General features: G+C 56.6%; 12 protein-coding genes. 9 read left to right on the forward strand and 3 right to left on the reverse strand.

All coding sequences use genetic code 11. The features are described from left to right. The first annotated feature begins 29 nt into the window (after window positions 1–29). Both Q31a_RS17790 and Q31a_RS17795 read left to right on the forward strand, forming a co-directional pair. Entirely contained in the window at window positions 30–1,727 is a 1,698-nt protein-coding gene (locus Q31a_RS17790) for a hypothetical protein (RefSeq protein WP_145080774.1), read from the forward strand. Between the two features lie 265 nt (window positions 1,728–1,992). Next, window positions 1,993–3,417 carry a hypothetical protein gene (locus tag Q31a_RS17795; protein ID WP_145080777.1) on the forward strand — a complete coding sequence of 475 codons (1,425 nt, stop codon included), beginning with the start codon at window positions 1,993–1,995 and terminating at the stop codon, window positions 3,415–3,417. Here Q31a_RS17795 and Q31a_RS17800 read toward each other — a convergent pair. Continuing rightward, window positions 3,414–8,432 (reverse strand): vWA domain-containing protein, encoded by a 5,019-nt coding sequence (locus Q31a_RS17800; RefSeq protein ID WP_197355371.1) that lies wholly within the window; start codon window positions 8,430–8,432, stop codon window positions 3,414–3,416. The two genes, Q31a_RS17795 and Q31a_RS17800, sit on opposite strands and share 4 nt — an antisense overlap. Before the next feature lie 481 nt (window positions 8,433–8,913). On the opposite strand from Q31a_RS17800, the gene Q31a_RS17805 reads away from it, so the two are divergent. Next, on the forward strand, window positions 8,914–10,713 hold the full coding sequence (locus tag Q31a_RS17805) for an FHA domain-containing protein (RefSeq protein WP_231690820.1): 1,800 nt from the start codon (window positions 8,914–8,916) through the stop codon (window positions 10,711–10,713). A 152-nt stretch (window positions 10,714–10,865) separates the two neighbouring features. Here the strand turns inward: Q31a_RS17805 and Q31a_RS17810 are convergent, their stop codons facing one another. Continuing rightward, a complete protein-coding gene (locus tag Q31a_RS17810) occupies window positions 10,866–12,107 on the reverse strand; it encodes a hypothetical protein (protein ID WP_145080785.1) in 1,242 nt (413 codons plus the stop codon). Between the two features lie 466 nt (window positions 12,108–12,573). Next, window positions 12,574–17,067, reverse strand: a complete 4,494-nt coding sequence (locus Q31a_RS17815) for a hypothetical protein (protein ID WP_145080788.1) — start codon at window positions 17,065–17,067, stop codon at window positions 12,574–12,576. Between the two features lie 147 nt (window positions 17,068–17,214). Between Q31a_RS17815 and Q31a_RS17820 the strand changes: the two genes are divergently transcribed. The 6 genes from Q31a_RS17820 to Q31a_RS17845 all read left to right on the forward strand — a co-directional run bounded on the left by Q31a_RS17820 (window position 17,215) and on the right by Q31a_RS17845 (window position 22,493). Further along, window positions 17,215–17,400, forward strand: a complete 186-nt coding sequence (locus Q31a_RS17820) for a hypothetical protein (RefSeq protein ID WP_145080790.1) — start codon at window positions 17,215–17,217, stop codon at window positions 17,398–17,400. Between the two features lie 226 nt (window positions 17,401–17,626). Continuing rightward, window positions 17,627–19,051, forward strand: coding sequence for a type VI secretion system baseplate subunit TssK (gene tssK / locus Q31a_RS17825; RefSeq protein WP_145080792.1), 1,425 nt, complete (start codon window positions 17,627–17,629; stop codon window positions 19,049–19,051). Between the two features lie 13 nt (window positions 19,052–19,064). Further along, a complete protein-coding gene (locus tag Q31a_RS17830; protein WP_145080795.1) occupies window positions 19,065–19,718 on the forward strand; it encodes a DotU family type IV/VI secretion system protein in 654 nt (217 codons plus the stop codon). 110 nt (window positions 19,719–19,828) lie between these two features. Further along, the gene (locus tag Q31a_RS17835; protein ID WP_145080798.1) at window positions 19,829–21,430 is read left to right on the forward strand and encodes a hypothetical protein; all 1,602 of its coding nucleotides are present in this window, start codon (window positions 19,829–19,831) and stop codon (window positions 21,428–21,430) included. After that, window positions 21,430–21,804 (forward strand): hypothetical protein, encoded by a 375-nt coding sequence (locus Q31a_RS17840; RefSeq protein WP_145080801.1) that lies wholly within the window; start codon window positions 21,430–21,432, stop codon window positions 21,802–21,804. Before Q31a_RS17835 ends, Q31a_RS17840 begins: the two co-directional genes overlap by 1 nt. Continuing rightward, a complete protein-coding gene (locus Q31a_RS17845) occupies window positions 21,801–22,493 on the forward strand; it encodes a sigma-70 family RNA polymerase sigma factor (protein ID WP_197355372.1) in 693 nt (230 codons plus the stop codon). The genes Q31a_RS17840 and Q31a_RS17845 overlap by 4 nt, the downstream gene beginning before the upstream one ends. The last annotated feature ends 234 nt before the right edge of the window (window positions 22,494–22,727 follow it).

Consider the following 22,727-nt stretch of genomic DNA (forward strand, 5'->3'; position numbering starts at 1 on the left):
CTCATCACCGCTCAGCCGGGATCTTCAACATGCAAAAAATCATTTACTACGCTATTGGAATCTTGCTGGCTGGAATGGCCTGGCTAGCGTCCCCCCCGCTGGTTCAGGCACAATCGCCCGTGCCGGAAGTGTGGCGAGCGTCAGCCACGGGCTGTGTTTGTGGGCGTTGGACCTGCCCAGCCTGCCAGCAGCGTATGCTCTGCCCGCCTCAGGGCTCGCAACTCCCGTACACTCCCCTTCGGCCCCAAGGGCCGGACGAATTCGGTTGGGGGACTCCTCCTTCGCAGGACTCCAATACACTGAACTCCCCCTATTCCGTTGTTCCTCCTCCAGCCGGCTCTGGCGTTTCTCCGGGATCACCGTCGGTTGGCGGCCTTGATAACCAAGCGGCAGGATCAGGATTGGGTGGACTGGATTCCATCGACACCTCGAACCTGTTTGCATCCAATTTGGCAGCGGGCACCGCAGGCGGTTTCGGCTCTTCGCTCCGCGGAGCCACCACGCCGGAAATGATGGGAGACTTCTTCGGTCCTGGTGCCATGGCTTCGATCATCGCTCAAACCTATGCGATCGACACCGACAATGTGCAACCTGGCGGGGGAGGAATCAGCATTCTCGAACTCGACGGTGACATGCCCGCCAATGACTTCTTTAGCACCGCACCAGCCATCGTCCACGGTGATGGTTCGCGGACGATCGACCTGGATGCCCCCAATGATCCAAACGACGTGGCACGGCCAGCAGGAGCGGGATACACCTACCAATCGGGCCATGCAACTCAACAGGATTCAGGCAGCAACTGGGTGGGCAGCTATTCCTACGGAAAATCAATCCTCGTCCCTAGTGGCGGCTATGTCTTGGGGCGTTTGAAGATCGCCGAGAACTTCTCGCCCGTTCCACGCGACCGCGTCTTCTTCAACTACAGCCTGTTCAACAATGTTCCCCTGACGACCAACGGCACTTCCGTCAATCGCTTTACTCCAGGCTTCGAAAAAGCCTTCTACGACGGCCTACTGTCGCTCGAAGTCCGAAGCCCCTTCGGTGCAACGCTGAGCAGCGACATTCTGGCCGATGGAGTGACAGACACTCAACACGTTGAATTCGGAAACATGCTCTTTGCGTTAAAAGGGCTGATGATGGAACGCAAGAATTGGCTGCTAACCAGTGGTCTATCCGTTTCGGTTCCCACCGCAGACGATACGCGTGTCCTGGCCGGTGATGGTACAGAGTTGCTACGCATTTCCAATGAGGCGGTGCATGTGATGCCCTTCCTCGGCATGCTCTACACCCCCAGCGACAAGTTCTTTGCCCAGGGGTTAATGCAATACGATATTGACGTGAACGGCAATTCCGTTTCCGTCAATAATGGAACGGGACTCGCCAATATTGGATCAATCCACGACATGACGTTCCTATACCTCGACGCAAGCCTGGGCTACTGGCTGAAGAACAATCCCCGCGATACGACGAACATCGTGACAGGCATCGCGCCGATCATGGAGTTCCACCTCAATCGTTCTCTCAGCAACGCTGATACTGCCTCCGACGGGATAACGCTAGTACAAAATCCGGTGCAAGAATTTGACAATCTCAATATTCTGGGTGGCCTAATACTGAACATTCGCAATCGCTCGAGACTCGGTTTCGGCTACGCTGTTCCGTTGGGCAACGGCAGTGATCGCGTGTTCGACAGCGAAGCACGAGTAACTTTCAATCGCTATTTTTGATTCGAGAGAGCGTTCGCAAATATTGCCACAAAGGCAAGGCAGAGCACTTGGGTAAAAGAATACCTTTATGCCGATCTTTCGAGCGAGGCATGAGTAGGTTCGAGCCATTCGACGCTTTAGAGCGAACGAACATGCTCACGAAACACGACGTAACAGAGGGCAAGGTAACGACCCCAGATGGGCGAGTTGCTGTACATCGAATCCTCGCTGCAAGAGGGCTCGCTTCAAGGATGACGCGAAATACAATTCCAGGAAGGAATTCTGCATGTTCGGTCGCAGTATTACTACATTGTTTGCGCTGGCATTGACCAGCACTCCGCTGGCCTACGCGCAAACCGCAAATTTTTCAGACGGCGTGACGACTGCGTCCAGTAGAATCTGTCAATGTGGACGCTGGACTTGCCCAGCCTGCCAGCAACGAACGCTGTGCCCTCCCAGTGGATCGCAACCGCTAAACTGCCCTCCTAGCATGGAAATTCCTGGTGTTCCCTACCAGTCTCCCTTGCCCTCCGTGATGGTGCCCCCTAGCCCCTCCGATTTGAATTCACCAGGTGAGGCACCCCCGACCAGTCCCTCTCCGCTGAGCGATCCAAACGTCGGCGCAATTCCTCCGCTCCCAACCCCGTCCCTCAATCCCAACACGGCCAATCTCTTTGCCGCCAACACAGCCCGTGGAGCGTCTGGCGCATTTGGTTCGTCCCTGCGCGGAGCGACAACGCCAGAGATGATGGGGGACTTTTTCGGTCCTGGCGGCGTTCCGTCGGTCTTTAATCGTGACTCCTACACCTACAGCACTCCCATTCCCAGCGCTGGCTATGGAATGGGGCGGATGAAGCTTGCGGAGAACACCTCGCCAATTCCACGTGACCGAGTGTTCTTCAACTACAGTCTCTTCACCGGCGTTCCGCTGGCGAACGATCCGATCGACGTCAGCCGCTTTTCGCCAGGCTTCGAAAAGACCTTTTTAGACGGACTGGCTTCCTTCGAACTGCGGACTCCGTTCGGCACAAGCCTCGACAACAATGTCATGGCCAATGGGGTGAATAGCGATAATGAGTTCCAGTTTGGTAACCTCTTCCTGTCGCTTAAAGGCATTCTCCTGCAACAGGAGAATTGGGTGTTTACGGGCGGCGCGTCCCTCCTGCTTCCAACCGCAGCCGATACGCACGTTATCGATCCCATAAGCGGAAGCGAGTTCCTGCGTTTCGAGAACGAATCGGTACACATCATGCCCTTCTTGGGAGGTGCTTACACGCCCAATGATCGATTCTTTTCCCAATGGATGGTCCAATGCGACATCGATACAAATGGTACCCCCATCATTGATGTCGAAAACGACTCACAAAAGATTGGTACCCTACAAGACTTCACCTTGCTCTACACCGACCTGAGCGTTGGTTACTGGGTTTACAAGGCGGCAGCCCGCAGTGGAAAAACCATTACAGGGATCGCTCCAATTGCGGAACTGCACTACAACCGAGCCATCACTAGCGGAGACAGCGTTTCGAACGGCGATAACCAAATCTCGCAGATCATCTCAGACTTTGATAACTTGAATGCCCAGGTTGGACTTATCTTCAACATTCGAGATCGGGTTCGCTTGGGACTGGGCTACGCCACACCATTCGGAAATAGTACGGACCGCGTGTTTGACAAGGAATTCCGCATAACACTCAACCGTTACTTCTAAGGGCCAACCCAGCGTGGGACGCGGAGCCAAGTTGACGCGTTCCATTGTTCGGTGGGGGCGTCGGGAAGTGGAGCCAAGATCAATTCAAGCTTCCCCTCAATGGCAGCCTCGGTGTAGAAGAATTCATGAACCACTTTGTTCGTGTGAAACTGATGTTCCGAAAAGGTGTCGGGAGCGGGTCGGATTTCTAAATGGACCAGCGGAGCCTCTGGCTGACGATGTTCAGAAACCACAACGCGGACACCTCCGGGTTCTCGCTGGGTTTCCACCGAGACCGTGACCCCCTTGGCCACTTCCACGGGCTCTTGTCGAAACCGCGCTAGTGGAACAGCCTGCCGCTCGAGAACAGCTCTGGGCTGCATAGCCCACAGCCGAGCCTCTAGCCAGCTCTCCTCAAGTTCTGGCAAATTCTTGAGTGCGACCCGGAGTACCGGTGAGCGATGGTTTTGCTCCCACAATCCATCGGATGTCCAAGCTATGGGGCCCTCGCCCGCTTGCCCCGACCTTGCTCGGCGCACTTCCAGCAAAAACTGTTGTGGTCGGAACGACTGCTGCGTTTCGTCCTGAGACTGCCATAGGAGACGAACCTGTGGGACGGACCGAGGCACTCCGGTCAGCATTTGAGCCGCAAACATCTGCTCTCCGACCTTGATCTGACTCGTTTGCGCGTAGGCATCCCCTTCGTAAGGCATGAAGCTCAGTCCACGCGGGGCTCGGTATTGCAACTCCAGCGTCTCGCCTCCGAGCAGTTCGACGACACGGTGCTCGGTGGTGTTGTCAATTCTCACCTCGAAGCGTCCCGGAAGCTGCGTTTGCTCCACATGCAGGGCGTCTGCCAAGCGAATATTCGCACCAATTGTTCGTCCGGACTCAAGATTCTTGACCGTGAAGCTATCGCGAGCGATCGAATTGCGAAGCTGTTCTGCCAAATTATTGTTATTGGCACCGTAAACCTTGCCCCCCGTCTTTGCGGCGATCTCCCGGAGCTTGCCGACTCCACCTGCTTTGCCAATAAAATTGAAAGGCACAAAATCGATGCTCACCCCTTGAGCCCGTGCTATGACATCTTGTTCATTGTGGATGTATTCGTTGGGAACAACGAAATAGCCGCGTGCTTTCGCATTGGCCTGCACACCATCGGCGAAGGGAAAGACGTTGTCCTCACCGTCAGTGACCACCACCACCCGCAGGTCTCCTCGAAAGCCATCGCGCCGGTTCAGCAACAAGTCAATCGATTGAATGATAGCCTCATACAAGGGCGTCCTTCCAAAGTAGGTCAGCTCCCCAAGCATGCTTTCTAATTCATTCACAACCTGCGGCGAGGGTTGCACGAGATCTTGTAGAATTTCCACATCGGCGTAGGGCCGGCGTTTTTTGCCTTGCCAGTCGGAGTGCAGGTCGGATGCGTCGGTATCGTATTCGGAAGTGTGCCCAAATGCGACGACCGCTATCTGCGACTCGGCATCGAATTGTTTGCCCAACTCCCGGATTACTTCCAACAGAGTATTCTTGGCCTTCTCCATAGGTTTGGCTTGCATCGATCCAGAACAATCCAGGACGAAGACCACCCGCGCTGGCTTCGCTTCCGCTTCGACGCGCAGAGTGGTAGCTGCCGCCGGTTCGGTCTGCCAAGCCAGGGTGATGGGCGGCTCCTGCCGGTAGACCGGTACTTCCGCGCTCGCCTCGTGTCCACGAAACCAAGCCAACACCGCGTGACTCCCCTCGGGATACCCTTGGGTGCTGAGCGAAATTTCCTGAGGCTTCTGTGCCAAGGAGCCAGTCTTCATTTCTAGCTGCGCGCGGTTATCCGCAATGGGTTGCAATTGCGCGGAGTGACCGCCCACCGCCAGCCGCAACCAGGAACTTCCTGTGGGAAACGAGTCTAGTTGCAACTCCCCATGCCACTCGTTAGCCCCTGGAGCGGCAATCTTCCAGGAATCCAACACGGATTGCCAACTCTGGCTGCGTTGAGCTACTGCTTGGTGAAAATCCTGGCTCATCGCCAACGGGCCCTGAGGAGGCAAGCGAGCGGCAATGGCTTGCCACGCTGCAGAACTTCCCAACAGAAACGCTTGATGCTCTGCTTGCGGCAGCCGCGGAGTTTTCCAAAACTCGGTGAGGGCTCGTCGAGTCTGCCAGAGAGCATACTGCTGATTGCACACAGCTTGATGCAATTGCTCTGGAACGGGCACGATCGTCAATCGATCAGCGGGCAAGACTGCACCAATCAGCCGAGCACGAAATTCGGCCGCAACTAAGTCTCCCTCGGCTTCGCCAATTTGCAACGGGTCGAGACTATCCATCCTGTCGATCGCCGCCACGCATTCGTCAGCCAGTTGTTGCGGCAACGCAACCTCCGCTCGCCGCAATTCACCTCCCCAGGCTGCCAATCGTCCGCGAGCCGTGGTCAAAGCAACAGGAGTTTGTAGTTGTCGACCGCCCAGTGCAAGACTTGCGAATTGCAGCGGTGCATAGGCTTCCTCCCAACTTGAGGGCAATTCATTTACCTGCCATAGTGCGGACTCATCGACACCCTCTGTCAAAATATTTTGACAATAGTTCTCCAACTTATCCTCGCTGACGGTGCCGCTAAAATCCCGGAAACGGTTTTGCAAAGCGTTGTGCAAGCGTCCGCGACTCTCAAGCTCCATCCCTCTGAAGAGAGTCGGACGCAATCCTAAGCTCAACACCAAGTTACCTAGGGGCAGACGCTGTCCTTTGGCGCTGACATCCAGCAAGTCGTACATGCAACGCGAATAGGCAGCTACCAATTCTTCAAAGTCGTGGTCGAGCTGGTCCAACATAGAATCCAGCGGCACTTCACCAACACTCAATTGCCTCTGTAGCTCCTCCAGCTGCACCAGCAATTGCCGAGACCGGTCCCAGGCAGCGGTCGGAGACAACGGTTGTAAGCGGGATAGTGGCGAGCTGAGCCATTCCGCCAACACCGGCAATTCAAGAATCAATTCATCGCGTATTTTCCAACCACGTTGGAGTCTCTGTTGGGCATCGATTAGCGACAGCGCGGACTGCTGCAGCAATTCCAATTCGACCGCGCAATCCGATGCGTCACGTTGGGTTTGGCAACCGTGAATGTGATCGCGCACCATCTGCGATTTGGTCAGCAATTCCAATGCAACCGCTTCCAACGACTGCGTCGCGCGTGGCTCGGTCGTTGCAACGCCCTGTTCGACAAGCCCAGCGATGCTTAAGTACTGGCTCCACAGCTCGCCCAAACGATCCGCTGCCTCCAATCCCCAACTCTCCGTAAGTAGCAAATGATCATGCATGGTGCGGATCAATGCTTCCTCGCGAGTCACGCTCTGCGAGTCCCCAATGGGTCCGATCCACTCCAGGCCGCGCGATACGATACGCGGAGTGATCGCACCTGGGGTCGCCGAAAACCATTCGTAGAGAAATTCGACGGCATCGGGGCGAGAGGGGAGGGGAGGGGCGGCGGGTGGCTCACCATCGCCGGCAGGCGGCGTCTCATATTGCAGCCATGCAATCGCCTGCTGAATCGGCGGTACAGCGTTCGTTTCGGCTATTGCTGACGGCACATTGGCCGCTTCTGCTGAGTCGGCAGGCAATCCCGTGCCGGATTCGGAAGCTGGCGTCTGGGAGTCGGTCGATGCGGTCGACGTGTCACTGCTGGTTCCCGACGGTGGGATTGCAGAATTCCCATTGGCCTGGACAGAATTCGGTAGCGCTACCGTATCGGTGGCCGCCGCATGTTGCAGGTTCCAAGCCTGATCCATCGGGCCCAATGCGTTGACCTCGCGTAGAAACGTGAGCGAGGCGCCACAAATCGCGGCTGGCCACGGAGAGGCTGGCGTGCCCAGGAAGCTGCGTTGGATCCGGTTCACCTCTTCATCCACTTGATCCTCATAGGCGTCACCGGCCCACAGCAAACGCTCCGCATGTGCCAGTCGCCCCACGACCGAGGCGCGTTGCCAACCATAGACGGAGGAGGTCCTGGCACTCCAGTCTTCCAGTGCCAGCCATGCGTCGGTCACTTTCTGAATCTTTGAATTTCCGCGGAAGCCAGCCGAGTCGGACGCGGCATAGGTCGATCGGAAGCACAACTCAAAATCGTTGTCTTGATTCTCACCAGCCCACACTAAATGAGGATTTTGAACACGTCCACGATGCTCCCGAACATAGCCGTTTACCGTTGAAGCCACGAACGCTTCCAGCTCACGGACAGTCACCCGGGAGTTGTCATCGCCGGAGAGTTCATCGGCAAGTCCCTTCAAGCCCGAGGCGACCATAAAGCCGAAGACGCTGCCCCCGATCTCGGGTGCGCTCCACGCTAGTTGATTCTCGCCGCAGGCCATCAACACTGCAAAATGCTGATAGGGCAAGGTCTGAATCAGCAGCTTGGCTTCCTCTGCAAAACCAGCGCACAGGAGACCGAACTGCATGTCCGGTGGCTGCTTGCCAGTGTCGAGCAAGACCAACACACGGGCATCACTGCCCACCACCACGGGATGCTCCGCAATAGCTCCCAACACCGACTTCAAGGGAACCCACGTCTGTTCGTCCAGCGGGGCGGCATCCGAGAAAATCAAACATGGCTCACCCTGACTATTGATGACACCATGAGCAGAGAGGTGCACCATCATCGTTTGATAACCGAACAGGGTGGGTAGCAAGCTGCCGCCGGGACCACCAGGAGTAACTTTCTCCAACTCCAACTCAAGCAACTCCTGCCAAGTTCCCTCCAGCTTTTCACGACGCCCGGCCACCACAAACTGACTGCTGGCCCCTAGGGTTTCAAAGCGGACTTGGTCCTCTTTCGCCCAAGCGTTGGGCGCCCAAGGATATTGGTAGTCCAAGGCAATGATCGAAACAAACGGTGTCGAACTATTCTGGTTCGAGAGGTAAAGCACCAATCCACTGGTGGCCCCCAACAGAACGCTTAGTGCCACAAACAGGCTGGCCAGCTTGCGTGACACGATCGGCTTGCTCGATGAACCGGTTGCCCAATACTTGCCCCCTTTGGCAGGTGACACTGAACGTGTTTTCTTCCACGACTGCTTAGGATTCCCCGCAGAGTTATCGCCGCGCCAGCCACTCATGTTTCATCTTTCCCGGGAGTACGCGCACTTCGTCTTCGTGCAGATATAAAGTCTTCGTAGCTGTTGAAACGCCCCATCTGCAGGCCTTCTGCACCTCAGGCACTGGACAACGATCTACCGCACGACTCGAATACGCTTACAAACCTAGTTCGCTTGCCATTGGATTGTCCGTCGGCACCAATTGTAACCGACTGGCGAACGCCAACTAGCCGCAGCTTGGAAGCTCCTGAATCTGCCATTATTCGGGCTTGCACTTCCGCTTGCATTCCCCCAGTGGTCTTTTTGGCATCCTATACAACCTACGCCGAATGAGAAGTTTGGGTTACAATTCCCCCTTCCTGCAATGGCACAGGGCATTGCATTGCTGGCGACTCTTCGCGCCTTCCCCTCATTTGCCGTGGTGCGGTGCCGGTTCATGGCTGAATGGACTGCGTTCTGCACACTCACCCATCTTCGCAAACTTCGCCTAATTGTTTCCATGCAAGCCTCCTATTTTCTGAAGCTAGTTTCCGACGCAGCCAGCAACCTTCCGGAAGTCGAGGTTCCCTCCGACCGTGCAGCGACCATTGGACGTGCCCCCACCTGTACGTTCGCGTTCCCCGAAGACCTACGGATATCGAGCGTCCACTTCGAGATACGCGCCGAACCGTCAGGCTGCCAGCTTCGCGATTTGCAAAGCACCAATGGGCTCTTTAGAAATCAACAGAGGATTAGCACGGCCACCGCGGTCGAGGGTGATGAGATTCAAGCCGGCGATTCGATATGGCGCCTCGAAGTGCGTGGCAACGCGGGCTACGCACCTCCAACTAGCGCTGTCCCTCTGTCATCTTGGGAGCACGCCCCTACGCCCCCGCCGATTGCAGTCACGCGCTCCCGCACCACCAGCGCTCCCGCGCGCGCGGCTCGCTTGGTATTGACCAGCCATGAAGGTCACTCGCGCACCTTCCAGGCAGGAGAAGAAACGACCATCGGCCGTACCGAGCTAGCGCAGTGGGTGTTCCCCGACGATGGGCAGATGTCGAGTTGCCATATGCGGATCTCGCTGACCGGTGACGACTGGCAAGTGCAGGATCTGCAGAGTAGCAATGGCACGTATGTGAATGGCGTTCGTGTAACCCAAATTGCACTGCACGAAGGCGATCAAATACTGAGTGGGCAAACTCGATTCAACGTCGGCCTCCAACTTCCAGTTGCAACGCCCGCATTACCGCAAACTCCTCCATCGACAACACGCCCCCCCACAGTCGTCCCACCCCCCCCACACTCTGATTTCGACGGCAGTCCAACTTCTGGCGGTCCAACTTCCGATAGGCCGGCAGCTGCAGCTCCTCCACTCTCCGCGCCGGTGGAAATTGCCAAAATGCCAGAGCTCACTGGAGATGCATTTGAGGCTCCAGTCGACTCCCGTAGCACCTCTTACTCCGAGACAAGCGATCATGTAATCGACGGCGGTGACACCGACGTCCAGGAAGACGAGCCTCTGGAGACTCCGCAGCCTCACACGGAAACCGCAGCGAGCCCAACAGCAACGCCTACTCCCTCTACGCCAGCGCCGGGCGTCTCCCCTACCAGCGGCTCGCATGCGGTCGAACCCGAAGAGCCGCTGTTCGAAGCCAGAGAAATGGGCACAGTCTTAGAAGAAAGCGAGGATTCCTCGAATTGCGGCGTAGAAATCGCATCGCAGTCTGCCGCCCCGTTGTCGCAACAACCACTACCACACGGCACCGCTACACTGCTCCACCGTGGCGTCGCCCAGAGCGAAGACCCCGTCGATGTCGGCCTGCGGTTGCTGCAAACCACCAACGGCTGGGTAGTCAACGGAAACGAAATAGAATTTTGGCATGAAGCCACCCAGCAGGACACTGTCTCCGCCGATGACTTAGGGCTCACTCCGATTCGCGCGGAGGACGCGAGTTGGATCCTTCAGTTTTCTGCCCTGCGTGGCACTGGCAAAGCCTGGCTCTTGTTTTCCTCAGGCGATGTAAAGCAAGTTGAGAACACATTGCTTCAGCTTCAGAGTGCTCAGGCCGCCAACGCTGCATCACTGCCAATGCTCACGGCGGCTGGCTTAGCGGAGCTGCTGGCCAGCCAAGCAGCCGACGAAGTGGAACCACTGTTTGGCCCAATCGACGCGATTCTAGTGGAAACGCATGACGGCAGCACTTGGGAGATCTATGGCAAGCCTGCGTTTACCTCCCTGTGGGATACGCAGTAAACCGCGGCTTTCCCTCAGCCAAACATCAGCGGCTCAACCCCAGAGAGGCGTTTCCAGCCCAGGGGAGCCGACGCTAGGCTGAGCATCCTGGAAGAGCGAAGGGAGACTCGTCCCCCACTCGCTCACAAGCCATCGAACGCCTGTTCCAAGAACTACTCTTCAAAGTAGGAAACCGGAGAGATAACGACCGGAGCATTTCCAAAGTCGGCATGATCGCCCACTCTAATGTTCTCGATTCCCTCGGCACCGGTGGGCTCTAGATTGGCACAACCGGCCGCCGATTCGATCACTCGCCACATTCCATTAAATCCGTCCGCTACGCTGGGATCTGGACGCAAGTGCAAGACGGAGCCAACCGGAATCACGCTGTCTTCTTCCTGGAAATGCACGTATGCGACAGTTCTGGCAGCATCATAGGCTAGCACAACACCTCCGCCGGGATTGGGCGTTGCGGTCGTCAGTGGTGGGCTGACCGACATCAGGTAACGCATTCTGGCAATCCCCTCGGGGACAGCGGACGGCACAGGGCTTGGAGCGGAGCGACGTACGCGGAAATTGCGAGAGGATTGTTCTGCGGCTTCCTGCTCCAGTAGTGTGGAGATCTGCACGACGGGTGCGAGGCGGCGGGCCTCCAAGGCATCGAGCTGTTCCAGCCCACCGTCATCTCGAAGATTGCGTTCCCGTTCTGGAATGAGGTCTCCCTCGACTTTTTCTCGCTCGGGCACCACTTCGGGAGTTGGTTCGGGTTCGGGCTCCTTTTTCAGGATATCCAGCGGCGGTGAGCCTGGGCAGCAGGCCTGAAGCGCTGCCGCAGCGGCCTCACGTACTCTCTTCGAAGGCTCACCGTAGCAGCCGAATTCATCGCGTTCGTAAGCGATCTGCGCCAGCTTCTTTAGCATTTTGTCGTTGCAGCAGCACGATTGACCGCAATTCGAACAACTCTTGCCGCAGGCTGCAGCTTTGATTTCGTTCATCGTGAGCAGGCGAACGTCTTCAGTGCAGTCCTCCGCAGAGGCCACCAGTGCGTCCGTGACACTGCCATCCTTGTCGTAGCAGCCACAGCCGATCGATGTGAGATATTTGATTGCTTTGATTTTTTGAGGCTTGAGATCCTCCGCCTTTTTGATCTCCGCAGCCCGTTTGATAGCAGGATCGGGCGACTCAAGATTGGCTGGATCATTCAAAGCTTTGAGTGCGTCTTTGGGCTCGACGGCTGGATGGTTGCCGCGGCGATTGGTCAGCGCTCCCTTGACCTTTTTCATGCCTTGGGGAATCCCCAAGAAAGACCAAACCGTGGGAGGAGATGGCGGAGCCGGTACTGTCTGAGCCATGGTCGAAGCAGTCATAGCAACCGTTAGGACTGCCGCTGCAATTCGCGTTTTTGTTCCCACCATAAATCCGCACTCCATTGCGTTCGATTGGGCAGTTCAAAGTGAAGAACGAGCTCTTCACGAGGTTCCGTGCACCAACGTATCTTGCTGTCAGTGCCCTCACTGGGTATCGGAGGACTCAAGCTGCGATATTTAGCCTCGCTCGAACTAGATAGCTGAGTTTGCAATGGGAGGCCGTTGCAAATCCCCTAGTCCACCAGTCTTTCCGTGCATCCCCCAGTCGCGTGACTAAAAATCACTGCCACGAGGCGTTCCTCGAACGGGACCTTCGGGGTCGAAGCCGCATGGTATGGAGCCAAGAGCTACCCCCCGCCGGTGATTTCCAGACTCCGGTGGCCTACAGAATTGAACCGATTGAATCCGGTTGCTTTAGAATCGGTCGCTGAACCATCGCCAGTTCCGCATGATGCCATCCCGCCGGCTGAACTCAGACGCAGCGAAGCGGCATACTCAGTTACGCCTACTCCGGCTATTCCTTAGCTAAGGGAATGTTCACGGGCTTGAGATAGTCCTCCTGCTTGAGAAGTTTGACGGCAACTTCCCCCTGGTAGACCACTCCCTGCCAAATCATTTGGGCTTGGAGCGTGTATTCCCCCGCCTCAATGCCTACGAGCACGTACTCTCCGCTACCGGAAGTCACTGAGAGATCGCTGCGATCTTTCACACTCACCTTAACCGGATTGGGTGGCTTATTCTGCCCATTTCCGAAAACAAGCTTCCCGCGGACATCTCCGATCAGTGGCTGGCCACCGTCTTCTCCGGGCCCTGCCGGTTTGGGGTTAATCTTCAGCGTCCAAGGTCCCAATTCCGATGCATTGCCCAAGATATCCTCCAACTCGACGCGTAGATCATAGCTTGCTGCTGCGAGTTCTTGCACCGGCAGCGTTCGGGCCCGCAATTGCCAGCCACCTGCAATCGGCAGGAAATCCTCACCCGTCAATTCTTCCCCTAGTACCTGCGCCAGGCTGGGTCGTCCCGCAGGACTGTACAAAATCTTCCCCTTGCCAATAGGCACGCTATCTGCCAGATCAAAAGATAGACGAGAGGTCCGCCCCTCAACGGTCTCACTAACTTTTGCCGACTGAGCCAAGACAGGACCACGGCCGTCAAGGATCAGCTTTCCGAGACTGCGTGGCTCAGCTCCGCCCATCGATCCCTGAAATTGCGCTTGAGCATCCCCCAGCGAACTCGCGTCGTAGGAGAAATGCCAGTCCGACAATTGGCACTGAAGGCTGAACGAGTTGCTAGGAGAGCCGATGAGCGCAGCCGTCATATCTCGTTCACCATAAAACGCACCGAAATCGAAGCCCCACGTGGGGCCAACCAGTCGAAACTCCACCCGTTCCTGCTTGGCATTGGAACGCGCACGGGCCTGAGAATCGATAGCCAGGTTGATCTCAATGGGCGCCTCTACCGGGCGACGAAACATTGCACCATGGCTGGTTAACATGCGCTCGAATTCACCCAAATTGGGCTTGTATTCTGTCAGGTAGGTGAGTTGTTCTGGGACTCCAATCGAATGCAGTCTTATTCGGTCGGGAGGTTCCCGTCGCGCCGCCCGCCCGTCGACTCCCACAAATTCGAACAGCGCTCGGGGATTGCCATCCACGGCGACTTGCAACTCGACTTCGCGTTCGATCTTAGACTCTGCGCTAATCGTAAAGACTTGCCGCGGCTTATCGCTAGTCAGCACATGGCGTCTCTGGGGAACCGTGGCTCGCTTCGGATCGATTCCGGCACCAATCACACACTCCAATTCAATGGGCCGCTCTTCGCTGAAGTCCGTGGGGGCCAGATCGGGGAATCCATCACGATTGGCATCTTTCAGCTCCACAGTTAATTCAACGCTCTGCAGATCGTCACTCGTGGTTGAATGGGTCGTTAGATAGTCGGTCGCCAGAACCGGTTCAATTTGCAACCATGTCTTCCAGCTTCGCGTTGGCTCGGACTCCAACCGCACCACAGCCAATAGTCCCCACGAAACATCCTCTCCGGTCGCTACATCGGCTGCCGGTGGCACAGCTGCTGGCGGAGGATCAGTGGAGGCTGTCGCCGCCCCTGCAAAATCGATCACGACATCCCGTTGCTGTGGAGCCAATGGATGGGCTGGAGAGCGGCCAATGAATCGAAATTTGCTCAAGCTCTGCTCTTCGAGTTCTAGTGGGACCTCGCCATCAATCTCACTAATAATGCCCTTCGCTGTTACCCCAGCGCGGGAGGAGGAAGATAAGCGGTAAAATTCAACCGACGCTTGACACGGTTGTTGGTCCAAGTTGGAGACCAGAAATCGAAAATTGGACACCCGCCCCGGAAACGGATGGAGCGTGACAATGTCGCCCTGACGGCTGCAGGTTTCCCAGCGTGTCTGACCATCCCGCCGCATTTGTTGCTGCACCGCTAGGGCGACGGGAACCGGGACCGGCAGCACACACGACAAACGAGTTTCAAACGCAGGTGCCGCGCCGGCCTGCACCCGCACTTGCAAGCGTATGGGCTTCTGCGGCTCACCACCGATTGGGCGAATCTCAAGTGGCAGCTTCTGAGCGTCTGACGACAAGTTCACCACTCGCAGTAGATCCTTGGCAGTCAGATTCAGCACACCACGCTGCCAGCTGGATTGGCTCCCTGCCACTCGAGCCTGCAAGCCATCTAAAGCCAGTGCAATCGATTCGATATTGTCTGCCGCACCTACCCGGACGAGCGACAACTCGATCATGGCGGGCTCACTGCTGCTGACCAATTCAAACCGATCACCCTGCAGTCGCCCTCCAACAGGGTTGGCCCACGCCAGTCGCCAACTCGCCGGCGGCTGCGGAATGGTGGGAGTCATCGGCAACTGCTCCTGAATCGACCAATTCCCTTCCATTTGGCAGAGATCTCGTCCGTCGACGCATAACCAATCAACTGCAGAGAAGCGACTCGCTCGGACTTTATCCGCATGAGCGCTCAACTGGGTGACCAATTCCGCTGGCGAGGGAACGAGCAGCGCGTTACCCACAATTTTGTCGGCCGTCTGCGCCTTGGACAATTCCATCCAACGCGTCGTGGCTGCGCGCTTCACCTGAGGAACTTCCGCCTGCAGCAGAGCGAGATCCATGGTCGGCCAACCGGCACCTGCTTCGGCTGGCGCTTGGTCCAATCGCCTCAGATCCACCCACAACTTCATCCGCTGATCGTGTGACAACCAACAATAGCGAGAAATCAACTCAGCCAATGCACGATGGCTCTCCGGTTGGCTGTGAAATTGCGTAAGGAGCGCTGCGACGCTTGCATCAATATTCTGACGGCAATCGCGAAGTCGTTGGGTCAGCCGAACCGCTTGAGAACCCGGCAAGTGATCGAGCGCGTTGGCATCCGCGGCGGGGACGCTTCGCAAGTAATCCTGGACGGTCTCAATCGCGACATCCGTAGCGCGTGCAAGTCCCGCCGAAACCGGGACATATTCAAGTTGCTCCACACTATCGCATAGTCTAACCACATCATTCAGGATCAGGGCCAGATTTCGGTAAGCAACCACTGCGTCGGTTCGTTGATACCAGAGCGTCACTTCCGCGGGAGAAACACCAGGCAGCAAAACTGGCGTTATATCATCGAGGCTGGTCGCAGAAAAGCTTTCTTCGATCCCCTTCTGCTCCTCCTCCAGCGATCTCAGCACGGCATTCACACGCGATTGGAGATTGTCATTCGATGCGAGGCCTCGAAAGTCGTCCCCGCTCATCCAACGTTGCTCGACCTCCATTGTCATCGTGGCGATCCGTCGGGCAGTCAGTGGTGCAAGACTGGCTGCATTCCAGCGACCGAACTGCGAGGAGCTAGCCTGCCATTGATCCAAGCCGCGCCAGATAGGCCCGGTGGGCCAATCGGCAATGCCCAGCGTCGTTTCGTCAGCTTGCGGAATGGCAGCGGGCTGTGACTGCGCCGCTTCTTCAGGCGTCTCTGTCGTGAAATTCGGCCAACCAGAGGGGCGACCATTCTTACCAAGACGCGCCAATGAACTGGTGGTTTGAGCCCCCCACACATTGCGTTCCGCCGACATCCACCCTGTTCCCCCCTTAGCCAACCAAGCTTTTTGACGCTCAGCAGAATCGGTCCAAACTCGCCGAATCACATACTCAGCCACGTCCCCCACCACTAATTCTTTGGTCGAATTCACTTCCGATCGATAGCCCTCAGGGGCCCGCCTGGGGCCTACCATTGCCTCCGCGCAGGCACGCCCAAAAATTGACTGGCGACTGCCGAGCGCGTCCAGGGAGAGCTGGCCGGTTTGATGTGAAAACAAGCAATGAACTTGGCTGGGCGCCTGCTTCAACTCCTCGACCGCCAGCGGTAAAAATTGATTGCTCCACATTCCAGAACGAACGTCGCTTACTTGATTCCCCCAATCCAACAGAATTAAAACGGGACCTGCCCACTGTCCTACCGCATTCAGGACGGTGGAAAAAGGGATCGCGCCATGAGGCGCGGCAAGAGCGCCGGACTCACTAGGCAACCGGTATTCGCCGCCCAACAAATAGGGGCGTCCCTCCAGCGATGCTCCCTTGGCACGAATCCACAGGACAAGTGCATCACCTCCCTCCAATTCTGAAATTTGCTCCTCGAGCGCGACGCGCAAATTCTCGGCGTTGTCGAAAGCCGTCGATGCGGAGGTTACCTGAAAACTCTCGCTGGACTCCTCCGTCAATGGGGCCAGCGTTTCGGAACCAAAACGGAGCGGCGGCCACGTATAGGATCTTTCTGGCTCACTTGTATTGGAGGAAGAAGCTGAAAACAACGATACCACTAGGGTATGCTGAGTTCGTTGGCGGGAGAGGAACGCGACCAGCAAAACTGCTGCCAGCAGCAATCCCACCAAACAAATCGTCGAGACCATGCGTCGGCCAGCCAGAGAGCCTCCCTGGGCCTTAACCGGACTTCCCGATGCATGTCGCCAACTCTGCCGGCGATTGCCGTCTTGGACACCCATTTTCCAGAACCACTCCGACAATCACTAGAAATACCAACCCATGAGCCCTACAGCTTGGATTCTAGCACATTGCATCGCGTTTGCTGAAACCCCAATATCCCGAGCTTCTCCTCCAGAGTTGCTCCCTGGAGTTCAGGAGCTGGAACCATGGTCGACGAGCGCGAGTCGCACGCGCATGCCGCCGGTCCCTTCCAGCTCGGTCGCAGGGTGGAGCGCAGATGCGTCTTACCAATGAAACGGAAGCGACTCCAACGGGCTGAGTTGCATGGCCTGACTTCATTGGAGCGTCTGCAGTGCATGGGGGCGGCAGCGAGGCGTCTGTTGACCTATTGAGGACAAGATGACATAAGAGGCATACTTCCCAGCCCCTGCGTGGCGGCTACGGTCCGCCCATCGAAAACAACTTTCGGGGTCTCCCTGCCGTTCTTTGCTAGGAAACCCACCTCAAGAATGGTTTCGAAAACGACCAGGAGTCCTGAGGGGGCTAGAAGCACAGGGGCAAATATCCCTAAGATATCGGCAGAGATCGACTCTAGGAAATCGTGTAAGGCTTGAATGCATGCGAACTCAATCTGTCCACTGGTACGAGGGAATGTTCCTGCGGCCACAACACTTCCAGGCCTCGGACCGCTACTGGCATGGGCATGTGGGCACCGCCATCCAATGGCAATCGAGCTACCCCTATGGCGTTCGGAACATTCGAATCCAACGCGAAGCGCTGGGTGCAAATTACTTCCAGCTCAATGGCTGCCAAGCGGTCTTGCGAGATGGCACTCTGGTCGATTTAGACGGCGAAGAACTGCGAATTAGCCTCAAAGAAGCCTTCGAAAAGCAGACTTCCGTCACAGTATTGTTGGCAGTCTCGAGAATGGTGTTGGGCCGAGCCAACACCGGTTCACCAACCGAACGGTCGACCCGCTTGCTGGTAGATGCCATCCCTGTATCCGACGAGAATACGGGGGGAAACGAGAGCGAAATCGAATTTCGCCGCCTGCATGTCCGCCTGATGCTCTCCACCGAGAATACCGAAGGCTATGAAACTTTACCGGTCGCACGCATCAAGCGAACGGGCGAAGACGAATCCAATCCCGAAATCGATGTCGATTACTTTCCGCCGCTACTGGCAACCGACGGCTGGGAGGAACTGCACCACGGTGTCGTCCGCGCCGTCTACGACTTGGTGGGGCAAAAAATCGATGTGCTTGCCGAACGGGCAACTAACCGCGGCCTGGCGTTCAATAGCCAAGAGCCTGGTGAGTTGGACGACTTGTGGATGCTCTCTCAACTCAATCAAGCCCAAGCGACCCTGCACTCGCTGACCTATGCCACCGGTCTACATCCCTATCTGGTCTATTTAGAACTGACACGAGTCGTAGGCAGTTTGAGCATCTTCGAGCCCACTCGCCGTCTCGACCGGCAAATGCCCGCCTACGACCACGATGACCTCGGTTCAGTGTTTTGGTGGCTCAAACGAAAAATTAGCGAGTTGATGGGTACCGCTCAGAAACTTGAATTCGAGCAGCGATTCTTTGTGGGAATCGAACGCGGGATGCAAGTGACGCTCGATCCCAAATGGCTCCACTCAAACTGGAACTGGTACGTGGGGGTGCATGCCGAGAATGTCCCCATTGAATTGGGACGAGAGCTGGTTCGTCCAGGCGTGTTGGATTGGAAAATGGGAAGCAACCAACAAGTGGAATTGCTCTTCAAACACCGCATGCCAGATGTCAAAGCCGATAGTGAATTGACGACTCCCCCCCGCGCCCTGCCGTCACAACGTGGCTGGATCTACTTTGAGGTTCGCCGAGAGGGGCCAGCCTGGAAGGATGTTTTGGCAACGCAAACATTGGCAATGCGTTTTAACACCAATGTGATTGCCAACCTGGAAGAGCTCGCCGGTCAACGCAAGCTGGAAGTAATCCATCGCGACAAACGGGCCGTTCTTGAATTCGCACTTTTTGCTGTCCCAACCTCCAACTCCTAGACAAAGGTTTACCATGAGTCCCGAGTTCGCGAGCGCCGTGGATCCCATTTTCTTGCATGTTCTGTCCACCATGGAACAGGTGTCGTCCAATCAGCAGATCGATCCCGTGCAAGTACACGCTGGCATCCAAGACAAGTTGCGGCAAGCGGAAGAGCGTTTGAGTCGTGGTAGCTACCGCGAGGTTTGGGAGTTAGCGCGGTACGCGCTGTGTGCATGGATCGACGATTTGATGATTAATCTACCTTGGCCTGGCCAACGGTGGTGGGAGAATCACAAGCTCGAGTTTCAGTACTTCAAGACAACCGATGCCGGTACCGGTTTCTTCCAAAGGGCCCAACAAGCTCAACAATTGATCCAACGCGATGCGATCGAAGTCTTCTACATCGCAGTGATCCTGGGCTTCAGAGGACTGTACGCGTTTCCGGAATCGACCCTGTTGGCGCAGCAGTATGGATTGCCTGACACCATCGAGGCTTGGACTCAGACGACGGCTGGTTTGTTACAATTTCGCAGTGAACGTCCTAAATTGACCGGTGTTACCGACCCGGTGCGAGGCGCGCCACCCCTGGAGAGCCGCTTTACCGTGGTGGGTGCTGCACTGTCGATGTTAATGTTAATGGTACTGGCCGCTCTGCTGGGCTACCATATTCTGCGCGGTGCTGGTTAGGATTCACGCTCCTTCTGATTTGAACGCAAGACTCAACAACGCAATTCACCAAACCACTTGAGGATCGGAACGATCATGGCCCCCCTACCTGTTTTGACGAGGATAGAAGCTTGAATTGGTTGGTTGCTCCCTTCAGTTGGATTCTAACCGCCCCGGCCCGCTGGCTGGGACGTGCGCGCGGATTCTTGGGTTGGTCGTTGCCAATGCGGGTCGCCGTCCTCTTGGCTCTATTCCTGGGACTGTGTGTAGTCGGCTACTACGTCGCTTCGCTATGGCTCGCAGACAATGCGGTTGCCGATCCGAAGACCGACCCGCGTTTCATCCTGAGCTGGCTGGTGCTGCTAGTGACCATTCCGGTCGCCGCCTTCTTCGCGGTTCGCTCTTGGCTTGAATCGGAACCGACGCAGTTCCCCGACATTGACGAGGCTTGGCGTCAGGGGCTCGCTGCTGTGGGGCGAGCTGGTATCGAACTGGATCAATGTCCCTTGTTTTTGGCCACCGGCGTTTCATCTCCCCTGGCTGCCGACAATCTCATGCAGGCTACCGACTGGGACCTGCTCGTCGACGGAAAACCCGACGGCAAATCCCCCTTGCGCTGGTATGCCAGCCGAGACAACATTATCGTTTTTCTCCTGGACGCCTCTGCGACTTCGATGTTGCAGGGCCAGGTGGAACAAGCCAGTGAGTCCGCTCCGGTGGCCAGTCCAGGCTGGGCCCGCGGCACGCTAATGGGGCCGGGCGGCAGCGGTGCTGGCCCCGCAGCAGCGCCGGCCACAGGAATTCGCGGAACGATTATTGCCGGTGCTCCTACCGGTACGCCTGCAAGCAGGCCGCCTACCGCCCCCGCCACTGGCATTCGTGGCACCATGCTGGCCGGTCAAGGTGCGCACGAAGTCGGAACCACAACGGCCCCTGCCATGGTGAATCTCGATCGCAAGATGGTTGCTGAACAAGCCGATCGACTGGCCCGCGTTTGCCGCTTAGCCGCAGAGTCGCGACAGCCGCTGTGCCCCATTAACGGGTCAATTGCAATCATCGATTGGAAAACGTTGCTAAGCGCACCGGCAGGGCAACTCCCCACCGTTATCCGTGAGGATTCGACGCGGATGATCGAAGCCTCCCAGATGCACGCCCCCATGGCGATCTTCATCAAGGGTATGGATGACGAGACAGGATTTGTTGAATTGACGCGTCGCGTGGGCGAAAACCGCGCTCGCGAAAATCGTTTCGGACATGGCTTTAATCATCAAGCACCCTTGGATGCCAGCCAATTGGAAGCCCTAGCGCGAAACTCCTGTGGCGCGTTCGAAGACTGGATCTATGACTTATTCCGCCACCCTGATGCGCTGGGAAGAACCAACAACGACAAGCTCTACGCCTTGCTGTGCAAAATGCGCAACGAAGTCCAACCCAAGGTCGTAGAACTGGTCAGTAGCTTGTCTGGCGCCTGCGTACCTAGTGGAGGCCGGGGACCGTTGCTGTGCGGTTGCTACTTCGGCGCCGCTGGTGGTTCCAGGATGCGACAAGCATTCGTGCGCAGCGTTTTTGATAAGCTAGGCGAGTTGGACGAAGACCTGGAATGGAGCGAAGACGCTTGGAAGAAGGAATTCAACTTCCAAAGCATGGTGCGAAGCATGCTTGTCATCAACGCATTTCTACTCTTGGCCATCGTGGGATTGCTAGTCTACTACTTCTTTTTTACGAGCAGCTAATGTCGAACGCTGGTAACTCCTCCGACCCCAACTCTTCCGCCAATGATGGCTCTTTTTCCATCCGGAAGTCTTCTCCCGATTTGTTGCGAGAGGTGCTCGAGTCCACCCTCACGCGTGGCGAAGGTGGACTCGCCCCCGAAGAATTATTGGCGTTGCAGGAGATTGCTCGCGCGCACGGGGACAGCCAACTCGATATGCTGCAGATAACTGAGCTGCTCGTCGCCGGCCTGCTTTCGACCCGCTTTCCAGGTCTGGCCAATCGCGAAACCAATCAACTGATGTGCCAGCGTATTGCTGATAGCCTTTGTGGAGACCCCGTTTCGATGCAGCGGCTCAAGACAATGTGGAATCAATTACGCGAGTCCGTCTCTTGAATGAACCAATACAAACCCGCAATGAATTGATTGAAGAAGGGCAGGGGCTCGTGCGGTCGCTGGCTCTCAAAGTGTTTCGCAGCATTCCCATGGGTGCCGAGCTCGACGATTTAATCGCGTACGGCGAAGTTGGTTTAGCTGAAGCGGCTCGTGATTTCGATCCAAGCAGGGGGGTTCAATTCTGTACCTTCGCCTACTACCGGGTGCGCGGCGCCATCTATGACGGCCTCGCCAAGATGACTTGGACGAGCCGAGCTCGCTACCGGCGTCTGCGCTACGAGCGGATGGCCGATGAAACGCTGGCCGCCGAGCAGGAAGACCACACTGCTGAAAATCAAACCCTTGAGCAATCTGGAAATTGGTTTGGAAGAGTTACCGAAAAACTGGCCGTTGTCTATTTGGCCAGCGGCGGTGACGAAGCCCAACAACAGGCCTCCAGCATTGAAGACACCTGCGACACCCCCAGCCAGACGTTCCTCAATCGGGAAGCCGGTGAGCGACTACGGCAACTGGTGGCGGAGCTCGATCCCGTCGAGCGTCGCGTCATCCAGTCGGTGTATTTCGAAGGCTTCACCTTGCAAGAGGCCGCCAATCAAGTGGGAATCAGCAAATCATGGGCCAGCCGCTTGCATGCCAAGATTTTGGATCAGTTAGCGCAAAAATTGAAACGCCTTGACCTCCACGATTGACCTCCACGATTGATCCCCCGCACTGATCCCCGTGAACTGTAAAAGACAGAGCAGCTGCAGGCCCGCGACGCGGGAGACTGAGCCAGAGAGGCGAAAAGACCTCCGTCAACTAAACCAGACCACCCCCTCAGAAAATCCAGCACTCTCAAGAAATTAAGCCAAGATTTGTGAAGAATGTGGGCAGCCACCCACGGGTAACCTATAAATCAATAAGTCGTCGACACTGGCTGTCCC

Source organism: Aureliella helgolandensis (assembly GCF_007752135.1).
In the GTDB taxonomy this organism is placed as follows: Bacteria; Planctomycetota; Planctomycetia; order Pirellulales; family Pirellulaceae; genus Aureliella; species Aureliella helgolandensis.

What these genes read in the sequence shown, in the direction of transcription:
- Q31a_RS17820 (WP_145080790.1), top strand. Translation starts at nt 17,215, where the DNA reads ATGGTCGACGAGCGCGAGTCGCACGCGCATGCCGCCGGTCCCTTCCAG.
- tssK (WP_145080792.1), top strand. Translation starts at nt 17,627, where the DNA reads ATGCGAACTCAATCTGTCCACTGGTACGAGGGAATGTTCCTGCGGCCA.
- Q31a_RS17790 (WP_145080774.1), top strand. Translation starts at nt 30, where the DNA reads ATGCAAAAAATCATTTACTACGCTATTGGAATCTTGCTGGCTGGAATG.
- Q31a_RS17805 (WP_231690820.1), top strand. Translation starts at nt 8,914, where the DNA reads ATGGCTGAATGGACTGCGTTCTGCACACTCACCCATCTTCGCAAACTT.
- Q31a_RS17830 (WP_145080795.1), top strand. Translation starts at nt 19,065, where the DNA reads ATGAGTCCCGAGTTCGCGAGCGCCGTGGATCCCATTTTCTTGCATGTT.
- Q31a_RS17810 (WP_145080785.1), bottom strand. Translation starts at nt 12,107, where the DNA reads ATGGTGGGAACAAAAACGCGAATTGCAGCGGCAGTCCTAACGGTTGCT.
- Q31a_RS17840 (WP_145080801.1), top strand. Translation starts at nt 21,430, where the DNA reads ATGTCGAACGCTGGTAACTCCTCCGACCCCAACTCTTCCGCCAATGAT.
- Q31a_RS17795 (WP_145080777.1), top strand. Translation starts at nt 1,993, where the DNA reads ATGTTCGGTCGCAGTATTACTACATTGTTTGCGCTGGCATTGACCAGC.
- Q31a_RS17815 (WP_145080788.1), bottom strand. Translation starts at nt 17,067, where the DNA reads ATGGGTGTCCAAGACGGCAATCGCCGGCAGAGTTGGCGACATGCATCG.